Annotated in this window: 17 protein-coding genes and 2 tRNA genes; 14 read left to right on the top strand and 5 right to left on the bottom strand. The window is 64.0% G+C overall.

Features of this window, described 5'->3' with window-relative positions:
* Positions 1-324: 324 nt before the first annotated feature.
* The 8 genes from VGH98_13840 (at position 325) to VGH98_13805 (ending at position 7801) form a co-directional block, all read left to right on the top strand.
* On the top strand, positions 325-2727 hold the full coding sequence (locus tag VGH98_13840) for a DUF2723 domain-containing protein (protein HEY2377053.1): 2403 nt from the start codon (positions 325-327) through the stop codon (positions 2725-2727).
* 77 nt (positions 2728-2804) lie between these two features.
* Positions 2805-3071 (top strand): zf-HC2 domain-containing protein, encoded by a 267-nt coding sequence (locus VGH98_13835; GenBank protein HEY2377052.1) that lies wholly within the window; start codon positions 2805-2807, stop codon positions 3069-3071.
* A gap of 181 nt (positions 3072-3252) precedes the next feature.
* Positions 3253-4413 (top strand): beta-propeller fold lactonase family protein, encoded by a 1161-nt coding sequence (locus VGH98_13830; GenBank protein HEY2377051.1) that lies wholly within the window; start codon positions 3253-3255, stop codon positions 4411-4413.
* Positions 4414-4499: 86 nt separating this feature from the next.
* Complete coding sequence (locus VGH98_13825) at positions 4500-5246, top strand: cytochrome b/b6 domain-containing protein (GenBank protein ID HEY2377050.1); 747 nt, start codon at positions 4500-4502, stop codon at positions 5244-5246.
* Positions 5247-5251: 5 nt separating this feature from the next.
* A complete protein-coding gene (locus VGH98_13820) occupies positions 5252-5986 on the top strand; it encodes a molybdopterin-dependent oxidoreductase (protein ID HEY2377049.1) in 735 nt (244 codons plus the stop codon).
* 77 nt (positions 5987-6063) lie between these two features.
* On the top strand, positions 6064-6855 hold the full coding sequence (locus VGH98_13815; protein ID HEY2377048.1) for a pentapeptide repeat-containing protein: 792 nt from the start codon (positions 6064-6066) through the stop codon (positions 6853-6855).
* A gap of 41 nt (positions 6856-6896) precedes the next feature.
* A complete protein-coding gene (locus tag VGH98_13810; GenBank protein ID HEY2377047.1) occupies positions 6897-7550 on the top strand; it encodes a sigma-70 family RNA polymerase sigma factor in 654 nt (217 codons plus the stop codon).
* A complete protein-coding gene (locus VGH98_13805; GenBank protein ID HEY2377046.1) occupies positions 7547-7801 on the top strand; it encodes a zf-HC2 domain-containing protein in 255 nt (84 codons plus the stop codon). Before VGH98_13810 ends, VGH98_13805 begins: the two co-directional genes overlap by 4 nt.
* Here the strand turns inward: VGH98_13805 and VGH98_13800 are convergent.
* The gene (locus tag VGH98_13800) at positions 7784-8968 is read right to left on the bottom strand and encodes a glycosyltransferase family 9 protein (GenBank protein HEY2377045.1); all 1185 of its coding nucleotides are present in this window, start codon (positions 8966-8968) and stop codon (positions 7784-7786) included. The genes VGH98_13805 and VGH98_13800 overlap by 18 nt on opposite strands.
* Before the next feature lie 178 nt (positions 8969-9146).
* Positions 9147-10808 (bottom strand): VOC family protein, encoded by a 1662-nt coding sequence (locus VGH98_13795; protein HEY2377044.1) that lies wholly within the window; start codon positions 10806-10808, stop codon positions 9147-9149.
* Between the two features lie 109 nt (positions 10809-10917).
* Here VGH98_13795 and VGH98_13790 point away from each other — a divergent pair.
* Together VGH98_13790 and VGH98_13785 are read left to right on the top strand one after the other, a co-directional pair.
* Positions 10918-11001 (top strand) — tRNA-Ser (locus VGH98_13790).
* 197 nt (positions 11002-11198) lie between these two features.
* Positions 11199-11738: a hypothetical protein gene (locus VGH98_13785; protein HEY2377043.1), complete on the top strand. Its 540-nt coding sequence runs from the start codon at positions 11199-11201 to the stop codon at positions 11736-11738.
* Positions 11739-11996: 258 nt separating this feature from the next.
* Here VGH98_13785 and VGH98_13780 read toward each other — a convergent pair whose 3' ends face one another.
* Positions 11997-12173 (bottom strand): hypothetical protein, encoded by a 177-nt coding sequence (locus VGH98_13780; GenBank protein HEY2377042.1) that lies wholly within the window; start codon positions 12171-12173, stop codon positions 11997-11999.
* Positions 12174-12357: 184 nt separating this feature from the next.
* On the opposite strand from VGH98_13780, the gene VGH98_13775 reads away from it, so the two are divergent.
* Positions 12358-12582 carry a hypothetical protein gene (locus tag VGH98_13775; protein ID HEY2377041.1) on the top strand — a complete coding sequence of 75 codons (225 nt, stop codon included), beginning with the start codon at positions 12358-12360 and terminating at the stop codon, positions 12580-12582.
* A gap of 222 nt (positions 12583-12804) precedes the next feature.
* A complete protein-coding gene (locus tag VGH98_13770) occupies positions 12805-13695 on the top strand; it encodes a universal stress protein (GenBank protein ID HEY2377040.1) in 891 nt (296 codons plus the stop codon).
* 38 nt (positions 13696-13733) lie between these two features.
* Here the strand turns inward: VGH98_13770 and VGH98_13765 are convergent, their stop codons facing one another.
* Both VGH98_13765 and VGH98_13760 read right to left on the bottom strand, forming a co-directional pair.
* The gene (locus tag VGH98_13765; GenBank protein ID HEY2377039.1) at positions 13734-14135 is read right to left on the bottom strand and encodes a response regulator; all 402 of its coding nucleotides are present in this window, start codon (positions 14133-14135) and stop codon (positions 13734-13736) included.
* 12 nt (positions 14136-14147) lie between these two features.
* On the bottom strand, positions 14148-15992 hold the full coding sequence (locus VGH98_13760; protein ID HEY2377038.1) for an EAL domain-containing protein: 1845 nt from the start codon (positions 15990-15992) through the stop codon (positions 14148-14150).
* A gap of 176 nt (positions 15993-16168) precedes the next feature.
* Between VGH98_13760 and VGH98_13755 the strand changes: the two genes are divergently transcribed.
* A tRNA-Ser gene (locus VGH98_13755) sits at positions 16169-16259 on the top strand.
* A 67-nt stretch (positions 16260-16326) separates the two neighbouring features.
* Positions 16327-17760, top strand: a complete 1434-nt coding sequence (gene gltX, locus VGH98_13750) for a glutamate--tRNA ligase (protein ID HEY2377037.1) — start codon at positions 16327-16329, stop codon at positions 17758-17760.
* The last annotated feature ends 68 nt before the right edge of the window (positions 17761-17828 follow it).

Below are 17828 nucleotides of genomic sequence, written 5' to 3'. Positions count from 1 at the left end.
TGGGCGACAATCTTCCGAGCTGTCAGCCTGGAGCCCTGGGTCCACAACGTTCAGCTCCTGCTCACAGCTGGCCGCCCGAAGCTGACACCTCGTTGGTCAACGGTCTTCTCGGCGCGCTCTTTTCGACGCGCTGTTCTCGACGCGCCCCTCTCGACGCGCCGTTCTCGACGCGCCCCTCTAGTAGTTCCCGCCCTTCAGGCTGACATTTCCCTGACTGCGTTCACTTTCTTCTCCCGTTTCACTCCTTCATCTTTCATCGTCCTAGAACTGCCCGATCGACCGAGTGAGCTCGGGTGTGCTTTATGAGCAAGTAACGAATTCTCAATGGCAACCTCTTCTGTCGCCCAACGTCCGTCCCGCGCGGAAAATCGCGCGCCGGCTAATGATCTCGATTATCGCCCGTCGTACATCGCGGCGGCTGTCGTAGCGATCGTTGTACTCCTGCTCTACCTCGTGACCCTCGCGCCCTCGACGGCGATGTGGGACACGAGCGAGTACATTGCGGCCGCGTATACGCTCGGACTGCCCCACCCGCCCGGTAACCCGCTCTTCGTGCTTCTCGGGCGCGTGTTCACGATCATTCCCCTTTTCGGGCCGAGCGTCGCGTCGCGGATCAATTTCCTTGCCGCGCTCTGCAGTGCGGTGTCGGCTGGGATGTGGTTCCTCGTCACCGAGCGCGTGCTCGTGGGGTGGTTTCCGCAGCGCTGGCAGCGCATCACCGGTGGCACCCTCGCGGCGCTCATTGGCGCGACGGCTTTCACCGTGTGGAATCAGTCCGTCGTCAACGAGAAGGTCTACACGGTTTCGCTCGTCGGCATCGCGATCATTTCGTGGTTGATGATTCGCTGGTCCGACGATCCCGATGGTCGCAAGGCAGATCGGATTCTCGTGCTCGTCGCGTATCTGCTCGGCCTCGGCTACGCGAACCACATGGGCGGCATGCTCGCCGCGCCAGCAGCGGCGCTTGCCGTCCTCGTGCGTCGGCCGCGCACGCTAACGCGTTGGCGAGTTATGCTCGCCTGTGGGGGGGCGCTCGTTTTCGGCATCACGCCATTCGCGATCCAGCCGATTCGCGCCGCCTGGAATCCGCCGCTCAACGAAGGCGAACCGACCGCGTGTCGCGACGGCCTCCACTTCTCGTGCACGTTCTCGAAGGGCACGTACGACGCGTTCATGTACAACTTCAATCGCGGACAGTACGGCAAGCCCGACCTCAGCGACCGCCAAGCGCCGTTCACGGCGCAGGTCGATATGTGGTGGTTCTACTTCAAGTGGCAATGGTTCCGCGATCCACAACTGAAGGCGCAGGTGCTCCAGGGTGTCTTCGGCGGACTATTCCTCGTTCTCGGTCTCTTTGGCGGTTGGGTGCATTTCCAGCGTGACCGGCGGAGCTTCTGGTACTTCGGTACCTATATGCTCACCGTCACCCTGGTGCTCATTATCTACCTGAACTTCAAGTACGGATCCTCGCAGTCTCCCGAGCTGGGCGACAGCGTGCAACGCGAGGTTCGCGACCGGGACTATTTCTTCCTCTGGAGCTTCTCGGCGTGGGGGGTCTGGGCCGCGTTAGGCTTGATGTACATCTGGGAGAATCTCGCTGCGCTCTTCGGCACTGAGCAAACGCGTTTGGGCCGCGAGTCGGTCTTCCTGCCGAACCGTCAGAGTTTGCTCCTCACGACGCCAATCCTGCTCATCGCGGGAATCCCGCTGGTGATGAACATCCACACGGCGCCGCGGCGCGGACAGACGTACACCAGGGACTTCGCCCACGATCTCCTCGACTCCGTCGAGCCGTACGGCGTGCTCGTCACCGTCGGCGACAACGATACGTTTCCTCTCTGGTACGCGCAGGAAGTCGAGGGCATTAGAAAAGACGTCGTTGTCGCAAATACGTCTCTTCTCAACACCGACTGGTACACGCGACAGCTCATCCGGCGGCCGATCTTCACCTACGACGCAGCGAAGGGACCGGCGGCCTATCGCAACACGACGTGGCAGAAGCCGGCGGCCGCACCTCTCAAGATGACGCTCGACGAGGCCGACTCCGTCCCACCGTATTGGCAGATCGATAAGCCGATGATCTTCAAGGCCGGATGTCACCCCGAGCCTAACGCGACGTGTGACATCAACGCTGTGATCCCACCGCATCTGCTGCAGCGCGCGGATCTCTTCGTGTTGCGCATGATTCAGGACTCGTACCCTTCACGTCCGATATACTTCAGCCGTACCTCCGGTGGCTATGCGCGTGAGCTCGGCCTCGGCGACCACGTGCTGACCCAGGCGCTCGCGGCGAAGGTCTTCGTTCCGCCAAAGGCATCGACTCGCGACACGATGAACGTCGCGGGAGACGGCTGGATGGATGTGAAGCGCACGGCGGAGTTGTGGAACAACGATTTCGTCGGCCCGAAGTCGGTCATCCGAACGGGCGACTGGATCGACCAGCCATCTGTCGGTATTCCATACCTCTACGTCGCGACAGGGCTCGAGCTCTCGGAAGCCCTGGCGTCGCGCGGCGACAAGACGCAGGCGAACCAGGTGTGGAACACGGCCAAGCAGGTCGCGACGGCCGTGCACCTCGAGCGGCTGGTTGGCGACACGCCGCCAGGTGGAGCGGTCGACCAGTCGCCACTCGTGCCTAGCGAGTCAGAGGGCATCCAGCTCCCGATAAAGCCGCCGCCGGCGCAGAAGACGCAGGAGCAGACGAAGCCCAAGGCCGCGAAGAAATAGCGCGTCCGTACGCACGCGTCGCTCGTCGGCACGACAAGGCTCCGGAACCTTCCGGAGCCTTCGTCGGTTCTGGATCCGTGTCACCACTCGACCGCTACTCGTGCGAAGAAGTCTTTCGCCGCATCGACGACTTCCTCGACCGCGAGCTGCGACCGAGCGAGGTGGCGCGCGTTCGCGCGCATCTCGAGACCTGCGGCGCTTGCGCGAGCGAGTTCGCGTTCGAGGAGACCATACTTCTCGCCGTCAGAGCGAAATTGCAGCGCGTCGACGTGCCGAGCGAGCTGCGTCATCGCATCGCGCTGCGCCTCGCCGCAGCACGAGCGTCACCGACCACCGATTGCTGAGTGAGCACTTGCTGAACACCGAACGGCTCGCGACAACGCGGGCCGTTCGTGCTTCACGACCTTCGCAATGCGCCGGGAACTGTTTGCGAGGTGCCGTCGTTCTCCTATCCCGAGTCGAGCATGAGTCACGCACCGCGCGTGACGTGTCTCGGCCCGTCACCTTTCTGCCGGGAGGCATTCCATGCGTCCTCATGTGTCAGCACTGTTGCTCCTCGTCGCCGCCGCGTGTAGTGAGCGTACGATCTCGGGACCGAGCTCACCGAGCGTCAATTTCGATCGTGTCGCCGGGCCTAACGAGCATGATGACGACATCGTTGGGGGTGTATTCACGCAGACCGATGACGCGACGAGCAACAGCGTCGTCGCCTTCGCTCGTCACCCCGACGGCACGCTCAGTTACGTCGCGAACTACCCCACCGATGGCAAGGGACTTGGCGGTGCCAACGTCGTCGACCCCCTCCAGTCGCAGTACGCGGTCGCGCTCACGCCCGACCATCGATACCTGTTCGCGGTGAACGCGGGCAGCAACACCATTGCCGCTTTCGGCGTGAGCAAGAACGGCCTGCGCAGCATCGGCACCGTCTCGTCGAATGGCACGGGTACGGTTAGCCTCGCGGCGACGAATCATGTTGTGTATGCGCTGAACAAGTACAGCAATACCGTCACCGGCTTTCGCATCGACGGCGGGCATCTCGTCGCCGAACCGAGCCTGAGCCGCTCCTTGAGCGCCGGCGCGGGTGGCGCCGCCGCCATTCGGTTCGATCGCGATCAGCATTTGCTCGCGGTCACCGAGCGCACGTCCAACACGATCGACGTGTTCGAGGTTCGCGACGGCCGGCTCTCGCAGCATCCGGTCTCGACGGCATCGGCCGGTGTGACCCCATTCGGCTTCGACTGGACGCCGCGCCAGCAGCTGATCGCGTCGGAAGCGGGCAGCGGATCCGCATCATCGTACCTCGCCGCTCGGAGTGGTGCGCTGTCCGCGGTGACGTCGCGGATCTCGACCAACCAGGCCGCACCGTGCTGGCTGATCACCACGCACGATGGCCGTTTCGCCTACGTGGCGAATGCAGGTAGCGGGAGCGTGACGGGCTTCGCCGTCGCCGCGAACGGCGCGCTCGCAATACTCTCCCCGTCCGGCGTTACGGGCGACCTCGGCGCGGGCAGTACGCCCCTCGATCTCGACGTCAGCCAGGACAGCAGGTTTCTCTACGTCCTGAAGGCGGGCGCGAACGCGATCGGTGCGTTCGCCGTAGCTCACGACGGCGCGCTGACGAACTTGCCTGATGGCGTTGGCGGTCTTCCGACGAAGAGCGGCCAGATGGGAATCGCCGCCTACTGATCCATTCGTGACCCTGGATGACGAATGCGCCGGGAACCATCTTCCCGGCGCATTCGTTATTCCGTGGTCTTCGACCAACCCCCGAGATGGCCTCACTGACGAAGCGAACGCATTGGATTGTCCGCGTCACGCACTGGGTCAACGTCATTGCGCTGCCACTCATGGTCGCGAGCGGACTCCGGATCTTCAATGCGTATCCGCGCTTCGCGCGCAAAGGCGGTACGTTCTGCTGTTATCCATTCGAGGGAAAGCCGATTCCCGCCTGGCTGACGTTCGGCGGCTGGCTCGCGGGCGCTCGCCACTGGCATTTCGCCGTCATGTGGATTCTGGTTCTCAACGCGATTGTCTATCTCGGCTTTCTCTATCTCCGCGGCGAGTGGCGCGAACTCGCGCCGCGACGCGATGACGCGCGGCAGGCGTGGGAGATGATCAAGTTCTATACGTTCGCGCGTCGCGAGCACCCGCACCAGGGAAAGCACAACGCGCTCCAGAAATCGGCGTACTTCGCGATGCCGATCATTGCCGCCGTCATCGTACTCAGCGGTATCGCCATCTGGAAGCCGGTTCAGCTCCATTGGATGACGATGCTCTTCGGCGGTTACGTGTGGGCGCGATACGTCCACTTCATGGCGATGATCGTGCTCGTCGTGCTCGTGCTCGGCCACATCTTCATGATCTTCGCCGTCGACCCGTACTCGCTCCGATCGATGATCACGGGCTGGTACAACGAAGATCAGTCGCCCGAAGCCCGGAACGCGCGGCCATTCTACCATCTGCTGCCGCGTCACAAGCCCACGAATACGACGCCGACCTCAAATCCAACGCCGAGCTGACGAAAATGTCGGAGCGATCTCGAAGCGACTCGCGTATCGACCGTCGCGGCTTCCTCACGATTGCCGGCGCGGGCGCGGCAGCCGCGCTCATCGGCTGTGATTCGTTCGGCTCGCGACACTTCGAGCCGGCGCTCGCCGCCGCGCAGCGCGGCAACGAGCGCGTCGAGCGACTCCTCTTCCGGCATCGGTCGGAAGATCGAATTCCCGGCGGCGCTCGGCTCAGCGGGAATGCCTTCCCACAGTATTTTGTCTCCGATGAAGTTCCCATCTGGGACGAGGCGACGCGAGGAATCTGGCGTCTCGAGGTGAGCGGAGCAGTTAGGCGCCCGCTCTCGCTCTCTCTCGACGATCTCACGAAGCTTCCGCGCGTCGCGCAGAGCGTCGACCATTTCTGCGTCGAGGGCTGGACGGCGCGCGCGCAATGGATCGGCGTCCGCGTCAGCGAGCTCGCCAAGCTCGCCGGGATCACCAACGACGCCCACTACGCCGACTTTCAGTCCTTCGACTCGGACTACCACGAGAGCTGGGACATGGACAGCGCGATGCATCACCAGACGCTGATCGCCTACGCGATGGACGGGCACTACCTCGGTCCGGGCCACGGCGCGCCGGCACGTCTCCATTCGCCGGTCAAGCTGGGTTACAAGAACACGAAGTATCTAACGCGCGTCGTGTTCATGCCGGCGCGCAACGGAGGCTACTGGAGCGATCGCGGCTATGAGTGGTACGGCGGAACCTGAGGCTCTCTTCCAATAATCCGCGTCCGGTGCTAGGGTTGTTCGCGCAGCGCGCGACCCATCATTTCCCCCGTGGCACCGTGAGCGAGCACTACGACAGCACGACAACGCTTCCCGAAGTCGCCGAGCCGGGAGAGCGTTTTTCGACAGAGACGTTCGCGGGCAAATCACTTCCCCGCGAGTCATTCGCGAATCTCGCGCTCCGCGGCGCTGACTTTCGCGGCAGCGACCTCTCGATGGCCGACTTCCGAGGCGCCGTCCTCGACGGCGCGAATTTCGAGGGCGCCGACCTGAGTGGCGCGCAATTCCAGGAGGCTGACGTTCGCGGCGCGCTATTCACCGATGCGCGTTTGCTGTACGCCGGCTTTGCCGGCGCGCAGCTCGACGAGGCGGCGTTTACGCGCGCGTTCATGCATCATGCGGATCTGCGGAAAGCATCCGCGCGCAGTGCGCGTTTTACGTGGGCGCGCCTCATGCACACCACGCTCCAGGGGGCGCAGTGCACCGGCGCCGATTTCACGGGTGCCTGTCTTCGGTTCGCCGATTGCCGTCACGCTGATCTCTCCTTCGCGACATTCGAGTTTGCTGACGCCCCGTCGATAAAGCTCGCGTCGGCGTCGCTCCGCGGTGCCCTCCTGCTGAACGCAAACTTCGATGGTGCGTTCTTCGGTGGAGCGGCTCTCACCGCCGCCAGTCTTGGTCGCACGGTGATCACCAACTGTCACGACCTCGAGCGCGCCATCGGCCTCGCGACGATATCTCACGTCGCGCCGTCGGCGCTCGATGTCATGACCTTTCGACGGCTTCGCGCCGACCTGCCGGCGGCGTTCATCGCCGGATTGGGAATCGACGACGCCGGCGCCGGTTCCTGAACGGATCGGAACCCAACGGCGGTCGAGGCAGTTTTGAGAGTATGACATCGCCTTCGCGCCCTGAGGATCGGCCGGCCGTCGACGGAGTGGTGCCGATGGCCGTCAACGAGCGAATCTCAGATCAGGAGTTCGAGACTCTGCTCGTCGGCATGCTCGACGGCTCCTACCGCCTCGCCATGCGATTGACGGGCGACTCCCAGGACGCCGAGGATCTCATCCAGGAGGCTGCCCTCCGCGCGTTTCGCTTTCGGCACACGTTCCAGCGTGGAACGAGCTTCAAGGCGTGGTTCTATCGTATTGTCGTCAATCATTTCTACACGACGACGCGTCGGAAGCGCGGCACCGCGACGTCGCTCGACGACCTCACCGAGGCGACGGACATCTTCCTCTATCTGCGGAGCGCGGAGGCGGGCCTGCTTCGCCCAGACGCTGATCCCGCGTCCAGCGTAGTCGCTCGCATGGCCGAGGACGATGTCGCGCGGGCGCTGGCCTCGCTGCCCGACGAGTTTCGTACCGTATGCACTCTGTACTTCATGGACGATCTCTCGTACCAGGAGATCGCCGACATCCTCGAGGTGCCGATCGGGACGGTCCGCTCGCGCCTCCACCGCGGGCGGCACATGCTCCAGAAACAACTCTGGCGGGTCGCCGAGGAATTGGGAATCGTGCCCTCGCCGGCGAGAGGTGACTCATGACGCTCGATCGCTATACCTGTCTCGAAACGGTGCGCCGGCTCGACGACTATCTCGATCGCGAGCTCAGTCCCGCCGAGACGCACGAAGTCGAGCGGCACCTCGAGGTCTGCGATGGGTGCCTCAAACGCTTTCAATTCGAGGGTGCGGTGCTGGACGGACTTCGCGTCAAGTTGCGCCGCGTTCGCGTTCCCGACGCGCTCGAGACGCGGCTGCGGCAGGCGCTGCGATCGGATCTAACGGCTAACGAGTAGGCTGCGCGCGGCCGGTCGCCGAAGTCGCGCCCGTGTGCTGTCGCCTGCATACTCGGGAAGCCACTCGTCCAGGAGCTCGTCGAGACCCGCGATCACGCGGTCGACCGGCAGGTTGGCGAGCGTCGCTTCCTCGTCGCCGAACACGTTCCGGCCGGGCGTCCGGTATGGAACCCAGATGTGATACTCGGCGCGTCGGCGCAGCAGCGTGAGAGTGGGCCGGACGAACGCCGACGCCACATGAGAGACCGCGGTATCGGGCGTGATGATGAGATCGGCACTCGCCACGAGCCCGAACAGCTCGCGAACCGTCGGCGTGATCGCGACGCCGTGCACGAGCGATGCGAGACGATCGGCGCTCGCGCGATCCGATGGCAGCGCGATGATGGCGATTGCCGCGTTAGGCACGCGGCGCCGAAGATGCGCGAGGGCCTGCGCGAACTGCTCGTCGCCCCACCGGCGCTCGGCGTTCCCCGCGGACAGATTCACAAGCACGCGCGCACCCGATCCCGGCACCGCGTCCCATCGCCATTCGGCGGCGGCGCACTCGCTGGCCGTTAGCGCAATCTCCGGGCGACAGTCCACCGCACGCGCGATTCCGAAGGGACTGGCAAGCCGCGCCAGATGATCGACGTGGTGCTCCGCCCAACGATGGGCCGGCGGCGTGAGCGGAACGTTGTACATGAAGTCATTCGGCCGACCGGCGCTCCCAACGCGCCATCGAGCACGCGACGCCAGCATGAGCTTGGACGTGTACGAGCTCACCGACGGCCGCCAAACGAGTCCGTCGATCACCACGTCGTAGCGGCTCTGCTCGAGGCGCCGCGCGAGTGACAGGAGGCTCTGACCCTTTCCGCGTTCGTGCAGGATCACGTCGCGCACAAAGGGAAGATGCTCGAGTGCCGGAGCGTTCGCGGGCGTCGTCAACACATCGATTCTGATGCCGGGATGCGCGCGGACGATTTCCCGCAGCACACCAGAACACATGATCATGTCGCCGAGCTTGTCGTGCCGAATGAAGAGCAGGTTGTAGGGACCACGGCTCCAGTCCGGAAGCGGGCCACCCTCGCGGCCAAGAACTCTCAGCAGAAGGCGAAGCCAGCTCGCGCGGAGCGCGGGCTCGATGCGACGGATGGGCGTCGGGAGCAATCGCGTCAGTGTGTGCGGCATGCTGAATTGAGACACACCAGCATGAACATACCCCACGGGATCATCGACGACGAGGCAACCGGGGAGGAGACCGCACAGCATCGAACGGCGCTACCTTGAGACCGCGCAACCGACGACTGCGTCACTAAATCGCACAACTGGGTTCTTGGCAGGGCCCGTTAGCCAGTCGCGTCTCTGGTCAGTCGCGCCTTTCGGCCACCGTTAGGCACCTCGCCATCCAATCGCGAGCGGCGGCGAGCTCGGGCCGCGTCAAGGCGTGTCCGTCCGGCTCCCAGTGCAACGTCACGTCGGCACCCGCGTCGCGCAAGAGCGTCGCGAGACGCTCGGCTTGCGCCGCCGGGGCGATCGGATCGGCACGTCCTGCGCCGATGAAGACAGACGTTCCATCGAGGCGCGGTAGCGCGGCTGGCTCGAATGGGACCATCGGGCTGAAGAGCACCGCACCGCGCAGCAACCCGGCGTGTCGCAGGAGCAGGCTCGCGGCGATGTTCGCGCCATTCGAGAAGCCGACCGCGACGATGCCGTCGCGCTCGAGGTTATACGTGCGTGCCGCCGCCTGGATGAACTCAGCCAGTTCCTGCGTGCGGTGTGCGAGATCTTCCTGATCGAATACGCCCTCGGCGAGCCGACGGAAGAAGCGCGGCGCGCCACGCTCGAGGACCTTCCCTCGCGGACTCAGCATGCCCGCACCCGGAAGAAGCTCTCGGCCAACCGGAAGCAGATCATCCTCGTCACCACCGGTCCCGTGCAGGAGCAAGAGGGTCGTCCCGCCCGCCAGTTCGGCGCCCGCGTTAGGCGGAATGTACCGGTGGACGAATCCGAGCGCGTCACCGCTCACGTCCTCGGGGCCCGTCGTCGTCGCAAACAGGGACGCGGAGGCCGGCGATACGGCGAGATGAATCGGCGGCAGGATCGCCTCGATCTCGGCGCGGTGGGGCTCATACTGAGCGGGCAACTTGAGCTGCTCACCAAGGTGCTCGACAGGCTCGTCGATCGCGAAGCCCGGCGGATCGGTCGCCACCTCGAACAGAACCCCACCTGGCTCGCGAAAGTAGACCGAGTGGAAGTAGTTGCGGTCGATGACGGGCGTTGGATGAAGGCCGGCATCGGTCACGACGCTTCTGACCGTGAGCTGCGTCTCGTCGTTAGGCACGCGGAACGCGACGTGGTGCACGGTGCCGGCCCCTCCTGCCCCGCGAGTGAAGTCACCGACGGTGCGCACGTCGACGATGGCCCCAGGTCCCCCGTCACCGGCCGCGAAGCGGCGCGTCGATCCATCGTCCCGCACCGCGCGAAAGCCCAGCGTGTCGACGAGAACGCGCTCGCTGCGCGTTGCATCGCCTAACCAGAGCGTGACCGAGTGAAAGCCATGGATCGCATGCTCGCGAGGTATTCCCGGCGCGTCGGCCCATGCGGGACGTGACTCGGCTGCCGGATGACCCACGATCTCGAGCAGCAATCCGTCCGGATCGGCCAGTGAGATCACCTGTTCGACGTTGGCGCCGTCGCCGCGTCGCGTCGGGCTCTTGTGAGCGACGCCATGCCTAACGAGTCGCTCGACCCAGAAACCAATTGCACTGGGCAGTACCGAAAAGGAGGTGACCGCGACCTGTCCCGCGCCGATGCGGCCGCGTCGCGCGCCGGGCCAGGGAAAGAACGTCATGATGCTGCCCGGCGTACCGACTTCGTCGCCGTAGTAGAGGTGATAGGTCTGCGGATCGTCGAAATTGACCGTGCGCTTGACGAGCCGCAGGCCGAGCAGCCCCGAATAGAAGTCGACGTTGCGCTGCGGATCGCTGGCGATCGCGGTAACGTGGTGAATGCCGAGGATGTCGCTCACGAGTGCTCCGGACGAGTACCGAAGGAAGTGTAGCAGGGCTGAACAGTCGTCCGCGTGAGCGCTGGGCTCGGCGTTGCGCCGGCTGGTGGGGACAATGATCTTTCGGGCCGGAGGGCTAGACCTAATTGGTAAGGCAGCAGTCTTGAAAACTGCCGCGCGCAAGCGCTTCGGGGTTCGAGTCCCCGGCCCTCCGCTCGCTTTACGCTACAACGACTTACGCGCTTTTCCCCGGCCGAGGGAATCGACCGCGAGGTCTCGACGCGAAGCACGTTTCGTGGCCCGTGGTCGCTGTGATGATTCTTCGAGAGAGGGCTGTCTCGGTTCATTGCGCCTAACGAGGTGGCTTCCTGCATTGGTGCCGCAGTTTTCCGTGTTCGGTCACCGAGGCAGATGGCTGATGATTCCTTGGCGGCGAGTCAACCGCTCGAGAGCTATCCCGGCCTCTCCGCGAATCGCCCTAATTTCACAGGCCAGGGTTGGGTGCCGCAGAAGCCGCAACGCGAAACCCGCCTCGCCCTAGCGGGACAGCCCGAGCTCGCTATGTTAGGCGCCATGCGCCTCCGCCCATTTTTCGCCTCGATGTGCCTAACGGTGGCAGCGTGCCACACATGGCAGGTGCAATCCGGCCCCAGCTCCAGCGCCGTCGCATTAGCGGCGGCAGATTCGACCAAGCCGGTCCGTCTGACTCTGACGTCCGGCGCCGACATCGAGATTACAGCACCGCACGTTGTCGGCGATAGCATCGTCGGCCTTAACCGCTCGACCGGCCAGCGCGTCGCGTTTGCGGTGGGGGACGTCCATAGCGTCGCGCGGCAACAAGTCAGCGCGGGACGGACTGCGCTCGCCGCCGGCGGAGTTACCGCCGTCGTCCTTGCGGCTCTCGTCGTCGCTGCAGCCGTTGCTGTCGTCGCCGCCCTGAGCAGCTTTTGAAGCACGAAGCGAAATCGAGTAGTTCGAGGCCCCGGCCCTCCGCTCGCTTCACGCCAGGAAGTGGCGCTGCGCCACGTCTGACGCCTGCGTAGTGCGCGGCGCGAGAGGTGATACCGAAGGCGATCGTTGGGCCCGCGCTCGTCTTTGAATACGACAAGGTCGCGCGCCGCGTGCGTGACTATCCCGCCAACTGGCGCGAAATGACCGACCAGGAGCTCTCCGCATTGAGTCGGTCGCGCTAGCGCAGACCTTCCCTGCCTAACGGCGGCCCCACGCGAGATCGGTCAGTTCGCGCTCAGTGAGCTCGTACCACGCGTCGGGATATGCGCGGACGCGCCGGGCCCGAACATCCGTCTTGAACATAAGGGTCGGCACCCAGTCCGGCGGCGCGAGCTGCTCGTGGACTGTCCAAAGCTCGCCGTCGAGGTGAACCACTCGCGTTCGGGACTCCACGGTCGCTGCGTCGCATCGTTAGGGTTCGAGCATACGCAACAAAAGCGAAATAACAAGCGCATTCAGGAATCTTTTACACGGTGCGCAACGTGACGGAAATCACGAACGCGCGACGCGGAGAGGACGGCGCGGGCATCCACTGCGCCGCCACTTTACTTTTCTTCTCATGACAAAGCAGAACTACACCGACGAGGAACGCCGGCACTGGACCGTCACGTTCGAGGTAGCGGGATTGGACGGCCAGACAGTAGGTCGGATGATCTTTCGCAGCGGAACCGCGGAGCGCATCGCACCCTGTCGCGAGATCGTCTGGAACAACATCGCTCAAGGTACGATGTCGCCGTTCGACCTCGAGGACACGCTCGAAGCCCATTTCCGGGTCGCGACATGAAGCAACGGCCGGTCCGAGGACGCGAGTAACGATTAGCCGAACGAGGCCGTAATCGGAAGCGACTCTCTGTCATAGTTGCCATCCAGCTCCGAAAGTGAATAGAGAGCGGACCGGTTCGGCTTGGACCAAGGCCCCATGTGGCTCGGCGACGCACTGCCCTAATCTCACCCGCGAGCAGTATCACGATCGGCACAGCCTCGAGCAGTACGCGCCGCCAACGCCATGCAGTTGCTTCACCTCAGAGTCGTGCTCGCCGCGATCGACGTAGACGAGCAGTCGATCACCATCCTGCATGGCGCGGGCGAGCTCGCGGCCGCGGCGAATGCCAGGCTCCACGTCATCCATAGCGCGCCCTTCGGCGCCGGCAACGGAAGCCAGTCGCCGCGAGCCGAGCGGGAACGCATCATTCGTGGACTCGTAGAGCGCGCCGGACTGCACATCGATGAGATCACGGTACATCTCGGCGTGGGTGAGCCGGCGCGTGTGATTCACTCCTTGGCAGACTGGATCCGTGCCGATGTGATCGTGCTCGGCCGCCATCGCGACCGAGCCGAAGCCAATCGCCCGATGGGTGACACTGCGCTGCAAATCGTCACGAGCTCTTGGGCTCCATGCCTGATCCTTTCGGGACCGATGCGATTGCCGCTCGAGCGAGTGCTCGTTCCCGTCGATCTCTCGGACAACTCGCGCGGCGCTCTGACGGTCGCGCTGTCGTGGGCATCGGCGCTCCGCGGAGCCGTCGTACCCGAGGGGACAACACTGACCGAAGCGGTGAATCTGACGGCGATCTACGTCGATCAGGCGAGCGATCCAGGTGGCTCATCGCCGATCCATGCGTTGGACGACACGTTGGGTCGCCTTCGAAGAGACGCCGGGACATGGGCCGGTGTCGCCATCAACAGCGCCGTCGTGAGAAGCCGCGATGTCGCAGCCGCCGTCGCTGGCTACGCGAGAGATCACGAGTTCGACATCGTCGTGCTCGGCACGCGTGGCGTTGGCCTGGATGACGTGAGCCGTATCGGTTCGATATCGCGCGACGTCACCCGGCGCATCGCGTTGCCGATCCTGCTTGTGCCGCCCGCCATGTGGACTACGCGCACGAGCGCAGCATGAGCAGTTACTTAACTGCCGTCATGCGGGACGCGCCGCGATCAGGCTTTCGTGTTCATGCGGCGGCGGGCGATGAATCCGCCGATCCGTGCCGCGAGATCCTCCGCGCGTACCGGCTTCGGTAGCACTTCGTCGAATCCAATACGGCGGAAGCGCTCGACTTCCTCTTCCGCGATCATGCCGCTGAAGGCGACCAGGAGCGCGTCCTTTGTGGTCGGCTTCTTCCGGAACACCTTGACGGCTTCGAAGCCGCTGACGGTCGGCATCACGAGATCGAGGAGGACGACATCCGGCGGCCAGTCGCGCGCCAGCTCGAGTCCCTCGAACGGCGAGCGTGACGTTCGGACATCATACCCCGCGCGCTCGAGCAGCCGCTGATGGCCCAAGCGCACTTGGTCATCATCGTCCACGATCAGGATTCGGCCCTTCGATTCGTCAGCCATAGGCGGTCTGCGCTACCAGCGCACGCGCACCTTGAGCAGCTTGGCGATTCCTTCAGGCGGTACGGCCTTCGAGAAATGAAAGCCCTGTGCGAACTCACATCCCATGTCGCGCAACAAGCGCAATTGATCTTCGGTTTCGACGCCCTCGGCGATGGGTGTGAAACCGAGACCGCGCACGAGACCGATGATGGTTCTGACGAGCTGCAGGGGGCGTTCACCCGCGTCGAGATGGCCAATGAACGCGCGGTCGATCTTGATCCCGTCGATTGCCAAGCGGTCGAGAAAGCCTAACGACGAATGCCCGCTGCCGAAATCATCCATGAAGATGCGCACGCCGAGCGCCTGGAGCTCGGCCAGCGTTCGTCGCGCCATGTCGATGTTCTCGACGAGAAGATTCTCCGTCACTTCGAGCGTCAATCGCTTCGGGTCGAAGCGGAGTGATTGGAGCACCTCCTCCACTTGCCGCGCGAGGCCACCCTCCGCCAGCTGACGAACGGAGACATTTACCCACACCGACTCGGGCGCATCGTCGCCGTGCTCACGCCGCCACATCTGGCACTGTCGGCATGCCTGCTCGAGCACCCAGCGACTGACGTCGGAGATGAGTCCTGTCTCCTCGGCGACATGTACGAATTCCGCCGGCGGCACGAGGCCTCGTTCCGGGTGTTCCCAACGGAGTAGCGCTTCGACCGCGACGATGCGCCCACTCTTCAGGGAAACCACGGGCTGATAGTGCAGCCGAAACTGATTCCGCTCGAGCGCGCGCCGGAGATCCGTCTCGAGACGAAGACGCCGGACCGCCTCTTCGTGCATGCGCGGATCGAATACCTGGAATCGCGCCCGTCCCTGCTCTTTCGCGCGGTAGAGCGCCAGATCGGCACTGCGCAGCAGATGCTGGGGATGATCGTCCGCGTTGCTATGTACCGCTATACCAAGGCTCACCGAAGCATAGGCTTCGTCTTCGCCGACCTTGATCGGCGCATGCAGTGACGCCTGCAGGCGCTCGGCGACGCGAGCCGCGTCGCTCGGCTCACGAATGTTCTCGAGGAGCAGTGCGAATTCATCGCCGCCGAGACGCGCGATCATGTCGAGCGAGCGCAGACAACCGGTGAAGCGCCGGGAGACTTCGAGCAGGAGCTCGTCGCCGGCGACGTGGCCGAAGCTGTCGTTGATCGCCTTGAAGTTGTCGAGATCGAGGAACAGGACTCCGAAGCACTCGTCGAGATTGCGCCGCGCGCGCTCGACGGCAATTCGGACGCGCTCCACGAAGAATGCGCGGTTTGGAAGTCCGGTGAGACGGTCGTGCAGCGCATCGTGACGCAGCTGCTGTTCGATGCGCTCCGCCTCCGCTGTCCGGCGCTGCAGCTCGATTTCCGTGAGAGCGGAGATAGCGATCTCTCGGAAGAGTCGAATCTCTTCGGCGGTCCAGTCACGAGGCTCGACGTCGACCGCGCAGAAAATCGCGGTCGCCTCACCATCGGCCGAAACGAGCCGCATTCCGAGAAAACCCGCAACGCCGAAGTCGCGCGCGGTAGTGGCGACGCCGGGCGACTCGTCGCCGCGCGCGTCGCGAATCGCGGTGGGCTTCTCGGACATCAGAATGCGCCCGGACAGTCCCGAGCGGAAAAGCGTGCCTGGATCGTGGGAGAGCCAGCGCGGGATCGCGGGTCCGCCGGCGAAGCAGCGTCGATCGCTTCCCAGCAGGGCGACGAACGCCGTTGGTACGCGAAGCACGGTAGACGCCAAGCCCGTGACGCGCTCGAGGGCCGCCGCGAGAGCGCCGTCGAGCGTTGGAATCGCGCGCCCCTCGCTCGGCAATGCGAATGGCGCGAGCGTGGGCGGAGGCAGATCGGCCACGGGGTCGCGTATCATCGCTAGCAGGACTCACCGCGCCGGCCAATCGTAACGACTGGAGACCTCGCAAACGTCTGCGCGGCAAGGACAACCGAGGCGCGTGGTTTCGCTTCACCGTTGCTCTGCCCTCGTGATAAGGATTAGATTGCGCGGTCCCGGTGACTGAAAGATCACGAACGGGAGAGGTGGCCGAGAGGCTGAAGGCGGCGGTTTGCTAAACCGTTATACGGGGTTAAACCTGTATCGAGGGTTCGAATCCCTCCCTCTCCGTGAAGCCCCCGCGCTGACGCGCGGGGGCTTCTCGCAAGGGCCTGGCTCCCGCCGATAGCTTCCCCTCATGCACCGGCTCCGATTCGCCCCTTCGCCTACCGGCTATCTGCACGTTGGCGTAGCGCGCACAGCGCTATTCAACTGGCTGTTCGCGAAGCACTACGGTGGTCAATTCCTGCTTCGCGTCGAGGACACGGACCGGGCGCGCAGCACCGAGGAGAGCACGCGCAGCATCTTCGAGGGATTGCGATGGCTTGGCCTGGATTGGGACGAGGAGGTCGTGTACCAGGGCGCCAACCTCGCCCAACATCGAGCCGACGCGCAATTGTTGCTCGACCGGGCCGCAGCCTATCGTTGCTTCTGTACATCTGACGAAATCGATGCGCGCCGTCGTGAAGCCGAGGCGAGCGGAGAGGCGTTCAAGTACGATCGACGGTGTGATCGGTTGCCCGCCGACGAGGTCACGCGGCGCGTCGCCGCGGGGATCTCATCTGTGGTGCGCTTCCGTGTTCCCGAGGGCGAGACGTCGTGGGACGATGTCGTGCACGGCGTGATCACTTTCCCGAACAAGGACATCGAGGACTTCATCATTCTCCGCTCCGACGGGACGCCGATCTACAACATGGCCGTCGTGTCGGACGACATCGCCATGCGCATCACGCTCGTTATGCGCGGCGACGATCACATCTCGAACACGCCCAAACAGATCATGTTGTACGAGGCGCTGGGCGCGGCGCTGCCGCGCTTCGCGCATCTGCCAATGATCCACGGTCTCGACGGAAAGAAGCTCAGCAAACGACACGGCGCGACCGCGGTTGGTGACTATCGGCACATCGGGATCCTGCCGCAGGCAATGGTGAACTTCCTTGGCCTGCTCGGCTGGTCGCCAGGGAACGATATCGAGGTCATGACGGTTCCGCAGATGATCGAGCTGTTCTCCACAGAGGGACTCTCGAAGAAGGCAGCCATTTTCGATCTCAAGAAGCTCGAGTGGATGAACGGCCAGCATCTGAGCCTGCTCGCGAGTGACGTACTCGAGCCGATCGTGGCGAGCGCGCTCATCGACGCGGGACTCGCCACGCGTGATCGACTGGATCCAGAGCGCGAGTGGCTGCTTTCTCTGATCGATCTGCTGAAAGTGCGCTCGCGCACGATCGACGACATCGTCCGTCAGGCAATTCCGTACCTCGCCGAGCAGGTGAGCTACGATCCGGACGCCATCGCGACCCAATGGAAGGATCGTGGCGCGACAGTTGAATTGTTGTCGAGTGTACGCGACACTCTCGCATCGGTCGATGCATGGGAGCCTCCTCAGATGGAGGATGCATTGCGCAGGCAGGCGGAAAGACGCGGTGTGGGGGCGGGGAAGTTGTTTCAGCCGCTGCGTGTCGCACTTACTGGATTGAGCGTGAGTGCCGGGATCTTCGAGGTACTTGCATTGCTTGGGCGTGATCGTGCGCTCGCGCGCATCGATGATGCGGTAAAATTTTTGCGCACATAAAAGAAAAGAATTTTTGTCGACGCGGTAAAAAACATTTTCTCGCGTAACGAGGAGAATCGCGCTTTGAC

Source organism: Gemmatimonadaceae bacterium (assembly GCA_036496605.1).
Taxonomy (GTDB): Bacteria; Gemmatimonadota; Gemmatimonadetes; order Gemmatimonadales; family Gemmatimonadaceae; genus AG2.
The sequence above is the reverse complement of the archived record's forward strand: the minus strand, read 5'-3'. Positions and strand labels throughout refer to the sequence as shown.